Source organism: bacterium (genome assembly GCA_035703895.1).
Classification (GTDB): Bacteria; Sysuimicrobiota; Sysuimicrobiia; order Sysuimicrobiales; family Segetimicrobiaceae; genus Segetimicrobium.
In genome coordinates this window covers 1-11,916 of the sequence record DASSXJ010000316.1, presented here as the reverse complement: position 1 = coordinate 11,916, position 11,916 = coordinate 1, and the positions used below count along the sequence as shown (strand labels likewise).

Sequence of the window (11,916 nt, the reverse complement as noted above, 5' to 3'; positions counted from 1 at the left end):
CGGGGCAGGGCCAGCCCAACGAGAATCCCGAGAATGGCCAGGACAGCCACGAGCTCGACGAGGGTAAAGCCTTTTTGCTTACCGGCTTCCCAGGTGACGCAACCGCGCTTCGACATATCTTCTTATACCCTTCCACAATCTATATAATGCCCTGTTTGCCGTGGGAGTGCGACCGGTCCGGAAATTAGCCGATGTGCGATCCCAATGTTCCGCGGTCAGGCGCTAGGTCGAGGGCAATCCTGTATGTGGCAGACGTGCGGCTTGCGTACCGGGGCGTATGGGACGTCCGGCGCGGAACGGTGGTCGCGCCCGAACGAGGCCCTTTTCTCTTAGACCGGTGTTACCTGCGTACGGAACCAGCCGCGACGAGAACGGGCTCCGGAACGGGATCCGGAAGCTGCTCCATGCGGCAGGGCTGCGCCATCTTATCGAGCCGGGCCTCCGTATGCAGATGGTACACCGATACAATCTCTCCGGCGACGGGCTTGATCTCCGCCATGTACCCGCAGGGGCACCGGAACCAGGCCATTTACGGCTTCCCCCGCTCCATCGCGATCAACGCCAGCATCACTCGAGTCCTCCAGAACAGCATCCACACGGCCACCGCCCCCATCCCCTCCCCGGTCATCTCCCCTGGCGCGTTTGTCGCGCACAGTATGGATACCCATCTTAAACGCTCACCCAGACATCCGTGAGGATGAAAACGGGATATCCATTGGTTGAACACGGTGGCGCGCGTGGATGCTGTCCGCCGTTTACTTCTCGAGCTGGATGTTGACGTGCTTCAATTCAGTGTACTCGAACAAACCTTCGAGTCCATATTGGCGGCCGAGCCCCGACTGCTTGAAACCACCCATCTCGGTCGATTGGAACATCTTGCCGAAGGTGTTGACCCAGACGGAACCCGCGCGGACGCGCGTGGCGATCTTCATCGCCTTGTTGATGTCTCGTGTCCACACCGCGGCCACCAGGCCGTAGACCGTGTTGTTGGCGATCTTGATCGCCTCGTCGAGGTCCGCAAACGTCGTGATGCCCATCACCGGCCCGAAGATCTCCTCCTGCGCGATCTTGCCGTCCGGCTTCATCTGGTCGAAGACGGTGGGCGCGATGAAGTACCCTTTGCCGAGCGCGCCCTCCGTGAGGCGGTGACCGCCGGTGACCAGCACGGCCTCGCGCTTGCCCTGCTCGATGTACCCGGTCACTTTCTCCAGCTGGCTTTCGGAGATCACCGGCCCCACTTCCACGCCCTTCTCCCAGCCCGGGCCGACCTTCATTTTTGGGACCATCTCCTTGACCCGCTCGACGAAGGCATCGTGGACGCCGGTCTCGACCAGCACGCGCGTCCCGGCGATGCAGATCTGTCCGGCGTTGTAGAACGAGGCGGCATTGAGCGCGCCGCGGATCGCCCGGTCCATGTTGGCGTCGGCGAAGACGATCGTCGGTGACTTGCCGCCCAGCTCGAGCGACACTTTCTTGAGGTTGCCGGCGGCGAGCCGCATCACTTCGCGCCCCGTCGAGGTGTCGCCGGTAAAGGCCACCATGTCGACATCGTGGTGCCGCGCCAGTTCGGCACCGACCGGATCGCCGGGGCCGGTGACGATGTTCACGATCCCCTTGGGAAATTCCGGGATCCCCTCGAGGATTTTGCCGAGCTCGACGGTCGAGCCGGCCGTGTACGAGGCGGGTTTCACGACCACCGCGTTTCCCGCCGCGAGCGCCGGAGCAATCGCCCGCGCCAGGAGCGCGAGCGGGGCGTTCCAGGGCACGATGATTCCTACCACCCCGACGGGCTCGCGCATGATCAGGCTGATGCTGTTCGGCTGCGGGATCTGGGACCGCCCGAAGATCCACCGGGCCAGGCCGGCGAAGTAGCTCGTCGTCTCTGCCAGCCTGAGCGCTTCGCCCCGGCTGATCGGGTAGGGCTTGCCGCTCTCGCGCGTGAGCAGGTGCGCCAGTTCCTCGTGACGGGCGCGCACCGCCTCGGAGAATTTGAACAGCGCCGCGGTGCGCGCGTTCGGATCGTCCCGCCACTCGGTCGTCTCGAACGCCTCCCGGGCCGCGGCGATGGCGGCCCGGATGTCATCCGTGGTCGAGCGCTGCGCCCGGTAGACGGACGATCCGTCCCCGGGGCTCTTCACTTCGAACTGGCCGCCGGACGACTCACGCCATTCCCCGGCGATGTAGTTCTTGTACGTCGTCACTTCACGCATCCTTGTGTCCCTCCCATCATCATCTCATCATCCTGTCCACAACCCATCAGGATCGAATTGCCGGAGCGCGTCGAGTTCATCTCTTGACGGCTCCGGGGTCACCCCGAGATCCGGCCTCACCCGCACCGCCCAGCCCGTCTGGCTCCTGACCTCCTCCACGGTCACGCCGGGATGCACGGACTCGAGCATCATCTCACGGGAGGCGGGATCGAAGCCAAAGATCCCCAGGCTGCTGATCACGCGCGACGGTCCGCCGCGCCGCAGCCCCACGGTCTCCCGCCACGCCGGACCGGTCCCGTATCCCGGCGAGGTGAGATACCGCACTCGTTCGGGGAACCGGCGGCGCTCGTGGTGCATCACAATCACCGTGCGGTGCGACAGCGCCGCGATGTCGGCCGCGCCCCCGCTCCCGGGCAGGCGAATGCGCCGCTCCCCCTCGACCGCCCAGGTGGTGTTGAGGTTGCCGTACCGGTCCACCTCGGCCCCCCCCAGAAACCCCACGTCGACTCGACCCCACTGCAAATGGCTCATCACGTCCACGAGGGTCGTGCAGGCCAAAGCACCCGCGATGTTCGGCGGATCTCCCATCGTGATGATGGGGGCGGACGGAGGCGTATCGCGGATGACCCCGTTCTCGAACAGGCCGACGGCACGCGGGGCATGCAGCGCCCGGGCCAGGGCAAACCCGAGCAGGGGGAGACGCATCCCGACGAACACCACTTCCCCATCGCGGATCTCGCGGGCCGCCGCGGCCACCATGACCTGCCGCCGCGTTACCCCACCCACGAGCACGGCGTCCTCCTCATTTAGAATCCGTAGTTGACGGGGACCGCCAGCCGCGCGGTGCGCGGATGCAGTCCCGCGACCCTGGCATCTCCGAGACGGCGGAGGTATCCCGCGTGGCCGCCGGACGTGAGCACCATCCGGTCGAGCCAGGCCAGGAACCCCTCGCGCGTCCGCGTCTCCGCATGATACTCGTCGTAGAATCGGTCGTCCCGGTTGACGTACCCCTGCGTCGGCGACGGATGCGAGCCGTAGGGCACGGCGGCGATTGCGCTCACCAGAAACCCGGGCACGAGGGTCCGGTTCGGGTCGCTCGTAATGACCTCGTCCGCCACGACTTCCTCGCACGTCAGCAACACGGTCCCGGCCGCCCGCGCCGCATCGAGGGAGATACCGAGGTTGCCCCAGAGATGCGCGTTCCCGTGACGGTCGCACCGCTGCACGTGCAGCACCGTCAAGTCGGGCCGGAGTGCGCCGACGGCGAGCAGGGGCTCTCCCGTGAATGGGCACGTCACTTCCCGGACCCGCGGGTGATCCCGCACGATGTCGGTGCCGAGCGCCGTCCGGGTCGGAAGGTACGGCACCCCCTGAGCGGCGGCGGACACCGCCAGCGCGATCGTGAGGTTCGAGTGGTCTTCGATCGCAAGCTCCTGCGGGATCCCCTCTTCGATGGCGCGCCGGAAGTTGTACGCCGTTCCCGCGCCGACGTTGCCGACCCACGCCGCGGCCACGTTGGACACGCAGCCCGCGCCGATCAGTTGATCAAAGAGGATGTCGGAGATGGGCCCCACGAGGGTGAGGTTCCGCCGGCCCTGCCGGATGATCTCGTGCCCCGCCGCGAACGGGATGCAGGACTCCAATCCCGTTCCTATGGCGATGACCATCCCATCTCGGACGGACCGGGCCACCGCCTCGTCGAGCGGCATCAATTTGTCCACGCGCATCTCCTGAGGAGCCTAGCCTGGGGGAACGGTGCCCCACTTCACCTGCTCGAAGGCCGACCGGCAGGTGCGGCAGTAGTATTGCGATGTCAGAGACGTTGAGCCAAACAGGCTGATCAGCTCGGTCTGGTCGGACCCGCAAAACGGGCAGGCGGGCGTGGGTCGTGCGTTTTCCCCCGGCTCGGGCTTAGGCATGCCGCATCCGGCGGTGCGACTCATTCCACTGCGACCACGGCAGCGTTTCTGTCAGCGCCCAGCGATTCCCATCGGAGCGCAGCGGCCCAACGAGCCCCGCGCCGCGGAGGATCGGGCCGACCAGCGTCAAGAATCGATGCCGCACCGCCTCCCCCGCCTCCTTGAGCACGCCGATCCCCACGAGCGGGGCGAGCGCGCCGCCGGATGCGGGCCCGAACCAGCACAGCGTGTCGGCCCAGGCCTCCCCTGTGATCTTCTCGAGGCTCGCGCGGACCCCCGGCCCTTCGGTACCCAGCTGGCGCAGCCACCCCGTGCCGTGGATGGCATGAAACTGTTCCTCCTCGATCAGCTTGCGGGCGCGCTGCCGGAGCGGCAGGTATCGCGATTCCAGGGCGGTCTCGAGCACGCAGCCGAGCGCCTGATCGAGCAGCACGTTGGCGACGATCAGATGCAGCCAGCTGGGGAACGGCTGCTGAACCAGCGCGACCGTCCGCGCATCCTCCGCCGCCCACTCGTGCTCCGAGCGTCGAGGCGCCCCGGGCAGCTCTTCGAGCAATCCATACAGCACGCGGGCGTGTCCCAGCTCGTCCTGGGCCATCGCGGTCGCGGCGACGCCGGCCTCGATGGTCGGCCCGCAGGTGCACCACTCGCCGTAGCGCAGACCGAGCGCGTGCTTGTTGTCAGCGAGGGCGACGACCAGGTCCACGAGCGGCGGGACCGCCTCGCGGGGGAGAGCCGACGGCCGGTCGAGCAGAGGGGTACTCATGCGTGCGCGTCCACGGCCTCGGTGCGGACCGACTCGACCGGGATGACGGCGTGTCGCGGCACCACGTACATCTCGATCCACGACTCCTCATCGTAGATGCTCCGCGCGTAGACGCGCGCGAGTGCGTCGTCGGGGGCGGCGACGCACCCGACATGACGGAGAGGCTCACCATCAACCCGACGGGCAAACACCTCGTACACCGGCTCGCCGCCCACGGTCTGCATATCGCCTCCCCTACACGGTAACCCCGCAGCGGGCGAGTTCCCGCCGCGCCGCCTCCGTCAGCCGGTCCTTCGTCCACGGCGGGTCCCAAGACACCACGATCCGCACGTCCCGGACGCCCGGGACCCGGTGGAGGCGCGCGCGGATGTCGTCCCGGATCATCTCCATACATGGACAGGCGGTCGCGGTGAAGGTGAGGGTCAGCGTGACCGCGCCCTCATCGACCGCAACCCCGTACACGAGTCCCATATCCACGATGCTCACCGGCCACTCAGGATCCATGACCTCCGCGAGGGCGGCCCATACGGCGTCGGGCGTCACCCCGTCTGGCGGCGCCGCCGCGCGACCATCGGCCGCGGGCATCGTCAATGCAGCCCCACCAGCTCTCGCATCTGCCGGCGGCCCCGCTGCAGCATCTCGACGAACATCGTGTTGCCGGGGCCCCGCCGCTTCCACCGAACCAGGACGTCGTCCCAGGTGATCGGCCGGTCCATCAGCCACCGGCGCTCGCCCTCGTCGAAATCGACCGGGAGGGGGTACTCCAGCACGTAGCTGCCGGTGGCCTGGTCGCGATGCGCGGGCACACGAAATCCGAGGCTCTCGCACAGCGGGACCGCCGTGCCGAGCCAGGTCTGGCGGAGCTGATCGTTCGTGCTGCCCTTCAAACGGTAGCCGATTTGCTTCCCGTGCGTCTTGAGGGAATCCGGCAGCCCGAACCACTCCACGGTCATCGGGAACATCCAGTCGATCGCCGCCTGGAGCTCCGCCCGGTGGGAGGGGGCGAGCCGGCGCATCCCGTTCTCGCCGTGCCGGAGGTGGAAGTTTTCCTCCTTGTCGACCTTGGCCAGGCCGCGGCGCCAGGGCCCGTAGCTGCAGTTGCGGTAGACGTCCCCCAGGAGCACGTACCCGGCCCGGTCGTAGAACGCGTTCGCCACGATCAGTTCGATCCAGGACCGCAGCGGCACGTCGAACGCGTAGGGATGCTTGAACTTCTTGGGGTCGCGGTCATAGATCAGCGCTTCCGTGTCGACGCCGAGATCCTGGAGGATCCGGTAGCCGATGTGCGCATGGCTCAGCTCATCCTGGATGATCGCCAGCGCCGAGATGAGGTTGTTCATCGAAGGGCTGTCCTTGGCCGCCGTGTAGTAGCTCGGGGCGCTGATCAGTTCCGTGTCCGCGGAGACGGTCAAGATGTGAATCAGGGTGTGCCGGTAATCGTCGGACATCTCCTCGGGCGATTCGACGATATGTCCTTGTCCGATGCGTTCGGTCAGCTGGTCGCTCGTCACCGTCGCCATCGCGTCCCCGTCCTCCGATATGACACGGTTTTTTCACGTACGGGTGAAAATGCGTGTATAATTATTATACGGCTGAGCCACAGGAGGCGTCAACGCCGGGATACGCCGATGCGCGCACGGTCGCTCCTGTTTACGGTCTACGGCGACACCATCCGGCCCCACGGTGGGGAGATCGGGATGGGAAGCCTGATTCACCTGATGGGGCCCTTGGGGTTCACCTCGCGCGCGGTCCGCGCGGCCATGGCGCGGATGACGCGTCAGGGGTGGCTCAGGACGCGCCGGGTCGGTCGGCGCGCCTTCTACTCGCTCACCCCCCAGGGCGCGTGGCGGGTCGAGCAGGGAGTCCGCCGGGTCTACCAGCTCGCGCCCGAACCGTGGGACGGACGATGGCGGCTTCTGACGTATACGATTTCCGAAGGGCGGCGCCCCCTTCGCGACCGCCTGCGGCGGGAATTGACCTGGCTGGGCCTCGGGGCGCTCTCGCGCGGCACGTGGCTCACGCCCCGGAACCTCGCCGCCGAACTCGCGGAACTCTCCCGCGCGCATGGGTTGGACGGCAACGTCGCGATCTTCGAGGCGGCCCTGCTGGGACCCGAGCAGGATCGCGCCCTGGTGGGCAGGTGCTGGAACCTCGACGCCGTCGCGGCCCGGTACCGGGCATTTACGGCGACGACCCGGCGGCGCGTGGCGTCGCTCCGGCTCAGGCTCCGCCGCGGCGCGATCTCCGATGCGGTCTGCTTCGCCGAAAAGATCCGTCTCGTGCACGAGTATCGGAAGTTTCTCTTCGTGGACCCAGGCCTTCCCGACGCCCTACTCCCACCCGCCTGGCCGGGCCGGGAGGCGGCCCGGTCGTTCCGCGACGCCTACCGGCTGTTGGAGGCACCGGCGGGGCGCTTCTTCGCGGCCTCGTTCGACCCGCCGCCGCGAGCGCGAGAGAGTCGCAACATCTATCGCCCTTTAAAGACCGGCGGCCGCTTCTCCAGGAACGCGTTCACCCCTTCCGCGGCGTCGTCGGAGGCGAACGTCCGGAAGAGCGCCTCCCGCTCGTAGGCCAGCCCGCCGTCGAGCGGCAATTCCATGCCGCGCGTTACCGTCAGTTTGATGAGTCCGACCGCCATGGTCGCGCTCTTGGTGAGGCCCTCCGCGTATTCGCGCGTCTTGGCTGCGAGCTCCTCCGCGGGGAACACTCGATCGACAAGGCCGATCCCGAGCGCTTCATCGGGCGAGACCGTGCGGCCCGTAATCATCAGGTCGAGGGCCCGGCTCTTCCCGACCAGGCGGGGCAGCCGCTGCGTGCCGCCGTTGCCCGGCAGAATCCCAAGGGTGATCTCCGGCTGCCCGAGCCCGTGCTTCCCCGCGGCGGCGAATCGCAGGTCGCACGCGAGTGCGATTTCCATCCCGCCGCCGAGGCAGTGCCCGTTGATCGCGGCGATGAACACCTTGGGGGTCAGCTCGATCTTGCGGAGCACCTCGTGCATGTGGAGGATGAACGTCTCTTTTTCCGGCAGGGTCGAGGCCTGGAAGAACTTGATGTCCGCGCCCGCGGAAAAGAAGCGCGGCACAGTGCTCGTCACGACGACGGCCTGGATCCCATCGTCGGTCCGGGCGGCCTCCACCGCGGCGTCCAGTTCGTCGGCAAACTGCCGGTTGTAGGCGTTCGCCGGGGCCCGGTGGAGCGAGATCTGGCCCACCGCCCCCTGCCGCTCAAGGCTGATCATGTCTCCCATTGAATATCACCTCCGTGCGACCGGTGCGGGCTGCGCGTGGCCGGGTACCGGGTCCCCCTCGTCAACGGGTCGAGGTCTGCTGGGGCTCGGCGGCCAACCGTTCCCGTAGGAGAAACCGTTGGATCTTTCCCGTCGCCGTCTTGGGAAGTTCGGGCACGAACTCGATCCACCGAGGATACTTGTAGGCGGCGATCTTGTCGCGCACGAACGTCTGCAGTTCCTGGGCGAGCGCCTCGCTGGCGGGCTGTCCCGGCTTGAGTACGACGAACGCGTACGGCTTGAGCAGCCCATCGCGGTCGCCTTTGCCGACGACCCCGCACTCCAGCACCGCCGCGTGTTGGATCAACGTCGCCTCGACCTCGGCGGGAGACACCCACTGTCCGCCGGCCTTCAGCATGTCGTCTGAGCGGCCGCAGTACATGTAGAATCCATCGGGATCCTGGTAGTACTTGTCGCCGCTAAAGAACCACGCGCCGCGAAACGCCTGCTTGGTCCGATCGTGCTTGTTCCAGTATCCGGCGGCGAGGCTGTCTCCGCCGACGAGGAGATCCCCGATCTCCCCCCGAGGCACGTCGCGGCCCTCCTCGTCGACGATCCGAACCGCGTACCCGGGGACGGCCTCACCGCTGCTCCCGGGCCGGACGCGGCCCTGCCGGTTGCTGATATAGATGTGCAGCACCTCGGTCGACCCGATGCCGTCGAGGATCTCCACGCCGAACCGCTCGTTCCACCGGGTGAACAGCGCCGCCGGCAGGGGTTCGCCCGCGGAGATGCACAGCCGTACCGCACCGAGGTCGGCCGGTCCCTCTTGAGCCAGCATTGCGGCGTACGCGGTGGGCGCCGAGAAGAACAGGGTCGGCCGGTACCGGTGGATTAAATCGAAGTACCGGCGAGGCTCGAAGCGCCCGGGGTAGAGCACCGTCGCGGCGCCGACTCGGAACGGGAAGTACAGCGCGTTTCCCAGTCCGTACGCGAAGTAGAGCTTGGCGACTGAGAGGCAGACATCGTCCTCTCGAATCCCGAGCACGGTCTGCGCGTACAGATCCGCGGTGCACACCATGTTGAGATGGCGATGAATCGCTCCCTTGGGGGGCCCCGTGCTCCCGCTGCTCCACAGCCAGAACGCGGGTTCGTCGCGATGCGTCGGGGCGGGATCCAGCGTGGGATCGGCCGTGTCTAAGAGCGCGCGCAGCGCGTGGCGTCCAGGGGCGGCGCCCGAGCCCCCGGCCACGATGACATGGCGCAGCGCGGGGAGGTTCTTCAAGACGGGCTCCACGGTCGGGAGGAGCTCCTCGCTGACCACCAACACCGCCGCGCGGCTGTCTCGGAGCATGTACGCGTAGTCGTGGGATTTGAGCGCCGTGTTCGTGGGTACCGCCACCGCACCGATCCGGATCACCCCCCAGAACAGGGACGCCAGGTCCGGGGAGTCGAGCATCAGCAGGAACACGCGCTCCTCCGGGCGGACCCCGAGGGCGCGGAGGGCATTGCCGGCCCGGTTCACCTGCGCCAGCAGGGAGCGATATGTGATCTGTTCGTCGCCGGCGTAGATGGCGATGCGGTCGCCCCGTCCCTGCTCGAGGTTCCGGTCGAGAAATGCGGTGGAGACGTTGAACGTCTCGGGGACGTCGACGGACGCGGTCATCGCGCCCCCGGCTTTCGCCTCCCTCGCGTCACTCTCCTCTCAGCGCGCACCGAGCGCGTGAGCGCGATGAGGCGGCGGGTCGATTACGGACAAACGTGGGAAAGCGCGGCGCTGCTGATCGCGATGCCGGTCGCGGTATTATCGAGGTCGTTCCACGTATACATCCCGACGACGCGATTCTGATCATCGAGGACCGGGGAACCACTGCTGCCGCGCTCCGGCCGCTCGCCGGCCTGGATCTCGAACACGGGGGTCCCGTCCTTCGCGACCGCGGTGCGAGTGACGGTGCCCGTAGCGACCGTTTTCTCCGTGGGTTGCGAGCTCCGCCCGTATCCGATCACGCGGATCTGCCCTTGCTCCAGGGGGGCGTCAGCGAAGCTCAGCGCCGGAAACACCGGGAGGGGTCCGGTGTGGGCGCGTGCGAGGATGCGGGGCCCGCCCCCGGGCAAAATCCCCCACAGGGAAAACTCGACGGTCGGCGCCACGAGGCGGATCTCCGCGATATCGCGGGCGACCGGGCCTTTCGAGACCTCGAACGGATCCACACCGAGCGGGCTCGCGCAGACGATGTTCACCCCATAGAACTCCCGGCCGATCACGGCCAGGAGCACGTAGTGGTCGGGATCATGCTGCACACGATAGACGACGTGGCTGTTCGTGAGCGCCAGGCCGCCGGGGTCGATGAAGAACGCGGTCCCCCGGGCGACGCCCTTGCCCTCTTTCGTGTAGGTGAAGAGTTCGAAGACGCTGTCGGAGGGATTGACGTCTTCACCCAACGCGCGCAGCGGCGCGCCGGCCGACAGCGCGACGATGATCGCGACCGCCATCCCCGTAAGGCGCGCGGCCGCGACAGCGAGCCACGGCGAGCGGGGCGTCCGGTTCAGGCCGATCACCATCGAGTTCCCCCTAAGCTCCGGGCGGTCCCGGGGATGAGCGTCACCAAAATCCGTATATGCCCATTTCAGTCCGCTCTCGGCTCCGCCCGATGCGTGTGATCAGGAGGATGCGCATGCACCGTCGAAGGGACCCCGCGGCATTGAGGCCGGCAAAAGGGAGGGAAGCACGATGATTGTGGCGTACGAAGGCCGGGTTCCCCGGATCGCGCCGACGGCGTTCGTCGCCCCGACGGCGACCGTGATCGGCGACGTGACCATCGGGGAAGAGGCCAGCGTCTGGTTCGGCGCCGTCCTCCGCGGGGACGTCGGCCGCATCGAGGTGGGCGCGCGGGCGAACGTTCAGGACAACGCGGTGCTGCACACCACCGATCGGATCCCCACCATCGTCGAAGATGGCGTCACAATCGGCCATGGGGCCGTCCTCGAAGGGTGCACCGTCCGGCGTGGGGCGCTCATCGGCATGAACGCGGTGATCCTCCACGAGGCTGTGGTGGGCGAGGAAGCGCTCGTCGCCGCCGGCAGCGTCGTGACCGACGGAACCCAGATCCCGCCGAAAACCGTAGCCGCCGGCGCTCCATGCCGGGTGCGGAAGCTCCTCTCGGGGACCTCGGTCGAGTGGATCGCCCGGGCGGCCGGCGCGTATGTCGGGCTCTCCCGCCGGTACAAAGGCGCGCAGGATCGCGAACGCCGGATGCGGGACGCTGCCGAGGGACCGATCTCCGGTTAGCTGGGCAGATCCGTCCGACGTCTTCACGGCTCTCTGGCGTCCTCCACGGCGCCGTCGACCGGCTTCTCGTCCTCGTTCGACTCCAGATGCGTGCCCAACCGTTCCCGCGCGGCGGCGAGCACGCGGGAGACGTGCCGTTGGGACACGCCCAGGCGCTTGGCCACCTCGCTCTGCGTGAGATCCTGATAGAACAGATAATAGACCACCTTCCGTTGGAGGTCGGCCAGGCGTTCCACTGCCTTGAGGAGCACGATGCGGTCCTCGACCGGCAACTGGAAGGACACGTATCGCTGGTGGGCGATCACGTCGCGGCGGACCTCTTGACGTTCCACGAGGTCGCTGATGGAGTGGACGCGAGACCGATTGTGCGCGCGGAGGATCTCGAGGACGCCGCTCTCGGTGAGGTTCATCCGCGCGGCGATCTCGCCGAGCGTCGGGGTCCGGCCCAGGGTCTGCCGCAATTCCGCGACGGCATCGGTCAGTTCCCCGTAGAGCTTCCGCACCCA

General features: G+C 67.5%; 14 protein-coding genes. 2 read left to right on the top strand and 12 right to left on the bottom strand.

Annotated elements, in window-relative coordinates:
* The 8 genes from VFP86_20820 to VFP86_20785 form a co-directional block, all read right to left on the bottom strand.
* On the bottom strand, positions 1-116 hold a 116-nt coding region (locus VFP86_20820), incomplete at its 3' end, for a type II secretion system protein (GenBank protein ID HET9002091.1).
* A gap of 639 nt (positions 117-755) precedes the next feature.
* Positions 756-2,210, bottom strand: coding sequence for an aldehyde dehydrogenase family protein (locus VFP86_20815; protein HET9002090.1), 1,455 nt, complete (start codon positions 2,208-2,210; stop codon positions 756-758).
* A gap of 27 nt (positions 2,211-2,237) precedes the next feature.
* A complete protein-coding gene (locus tag VFP86_20810; GenBank protein ID HET9002089.1) occupies positions 2,238-3,002 on the bottom strand; it encodes a CoA-transferase in 765 nt (254 codons plus the stop codon).
* A 14-nt stretch (positions 3,003-3,016) separates the two neighbouring features.
* The gene (locus VFP86_20805; GenBank protein HET9002088.1) at positions 3,017-3,937 is read right to left on the bottom strand and encodes a CoA-transferase; all 921 of its coding nucleotides are present in this window, start codon (positions 3,935-3,937) and stop codon (positions 3,017-3,019) included.
* Positions 3,938-4,121: 184 nt separating this feature from the next.
* Complete coding sequence (locus VFP86_20800; protein HET9002087.1) at positions 4,122-4,895, bottom strand: Phenylacetic acid catabolic protein; 774 nt, start codon at positions 4,893-4,895, stop codon at positions 4,122-4,124.
* A complete protein-coding gene (locus VFP86_20795) occupies positions 4,892-5,119 on the bottom strand; it encodes a hypothetical protein (GenBank protein ID HET9002086.1) in 228 nt (75 codons plus the stop codon). The genes VFP86_20800 and VFP86_20795 overlap by 4 nt, the downstream gene beginning before the upstream one ends.
* Before the next feature lie 10 nt (positions 5,120-5,129).
* Entirely contained in the window at positions 5,130-5,480 is a 351-nt protein-coding gene (locus tag VFP86_20790) for a metal-sulfur cluster assembly factor (GenBank protein HET9002085.1), read from the bottom strand.
* A 2-nt stretch (positions 5,481-5,482) separates the two neighbouring features.
* Entirely contained in the window at positions 5,483-6,415 is a 933-nt protein-coding gene (locus tag VFP86_20785; GenBank protein ID HET9002084.1) for a Phenylacetic acid catabolic protein, read from the bottom strand.
* A 108-nt stretch (positions 6,416-6,523) separates the two neighbouring features.
* On the opposite strand from VFP86_20785, the gene VFP86_20780 reads away from it, so the two are divergent.
* Positions 6,524-7,465: a PaaX family transcriptional regulator C-terminal domain-containing protein gene (locus tag VFP86_20780; protein ID HET9002083.1), complete on the top strand. Its 942-nt coding sequence runs from the start codon at positions 6,524-6,526 to the stop codon at positions 7,463-7,465.
* On the opposite strand, the gene VFP86_20775 is transcribed toward VFP86_20780, so the two are convergent.
* The 3 genes from VFP86_20775 to VFP86_20765 all read right to left on the bottom strand — a co-directional run bounded on the left by VFP86_20775 (position 7,363) and on the right by VFP86_20765 (position 10,683).
* Positions 7,363-8,142 (bottom strand): enoyl-CoA hydratase-related protein, encoded by a 780-nt coding sequence (locus VFP86_20775; GenBank protein HET9002082.1) that lies wholly within the window; start codon positions 8,140-8,142, stop codon positions 7,363-7,365. The genes VFP86_20780 and VFP86_20775 overlap by 103 nt on opposite strands.
* Positions 8,143-8,203: 61 nt before the next feature.
* Entirely contained in the window at positions 8,204-9,787 is a 1,584-nt protein-coding gene (locus VFP86_20770; protein HET9002081.1) for a benzoate-CoA ligase family protein, read from the bottom strand.
* Between the two features lie 83 nt (positions 9,788-9,870).
* Positions 9,871-10,683 (bottom strand): serine protease, encoded by an 813-nt coding sequence (locus VFP86_20765; protein HET9002080.1) that lies wholly within the window; start codon positions 10,681-10,683, stop codon positions 9,871-9,873.
* Between the two features lie 169 nt (positions 10,684-10,852).
* Between VFP86_20765 and VFP86_20760 the strand changes: the two genes are divergently transcribed.
* The gene (locus tag VFP86_20760; protein ID HET9002079.1) at positions 10,853-11,410 is read left to right on the top strand and encodes a gamma carbonic anhydrase family protein; all 558 of its coding nucleotides are present in this window, start codon (positions 10,853-10,855) and stop codon (positions 11,408-11,410) included.
* Between the two features lie 23 nt (positions 11,411-11,433).
* Here VFP86_20760 and VFP86_20755 read toward each other — a convergent pair.
* Positions 11,434-11,916, bottom strand: a 483-nt coding sequence (locus tag VFP86_20755; protein HET9002078.1) for a sigma-70 family RNA polymerase sigma factor, incomplete at its 5' end; no start/stop codon positions are given.

What these genes read in the sequence shown, in the direction of transcription:
- VFP86_20815 (HET9002090.1), bottom strand. Translation starts at nt 2,210, where the DNA reads ATGCGTGAAGTGACGACGTACAAGAACTACATCGCCGGGGAATGGCGT.
- VFP86_20805 (HET9002088.1), bottom strand. Translation starts at nt 3,937, where the DNA reads ATGCGCGTGGACAAATTGATGCCGCTCGACGAGGCGGTGGCCCGGTCC.
- VFP86_20800 (HET9002087.1), bottom strand. Translation starts at nt 4,895, where the DNA reads ATGAGTACCCCTCTGCTCGACCGGCCGTCGGCTCTCCCCCGCGAGGCG.
- VFP86_20795 (HET9002086.1), bottom strand. Translation starts at nt 5,119, where the DNA reads ATGCAGACCGTGGGCGGCGAGCCGGTGTACGAGGTGTTTGCCCGTCGG.
- VFP86_20790 (HET9002085.1), bottom strand. Translation starts at nt 5,480, where the DNA reads ATGCCCGCGGCCGATGGTCGCGCGGCGGCGCCGCCAGACGGGGTGACG.
- VFP86_20785 (HET9002084.1), bottom strand. Translation starts at nt 6,415, where the DNA reads ATGGCGACGGTGACGAGCGACCAGCTGACCGAACGCATCGGACAAGGA.
- VFP86_20780 (HET9002083.1), top strand. Translation starts at nt 6,524, where the DNA reads ATGCGCGCACGGTCGCTCCTGTTTACGGTCTACGGCGACACCATCCGG.
- VFP86_20775 (HET9002082.1), bottom strand. Translation starts at nt 8,142, where the DNA reads ATGGGAGACATGATCAGCCTTGAGCGGCAGGGGGCGGTGGGCCAGATC.
- VFP86_20770 (HET9002081.1), bottom strand. Translation starts at nt 9,787, where the DNA reads ATGACCGCGTCCGTCGACGTCCCCGAGACGTTCAACGTCTCCACCGCA.
- VFP86_20765 (HET9002080.1), bottom strand. Translation starts at nt 10,683, where the DNA reads ATGGTGATCGGCCTGAACCGGACGCCCCGCTCGCCGTGGCTCGCTGTC.
- VFP86_20760 (HET9002079.1), top strand. Translation starts at nt 10,853, where the DNA reads ATGATTGTGGCGTACGAAGGCCGGGTTCCCCGGATCGCGCCGACGGCG.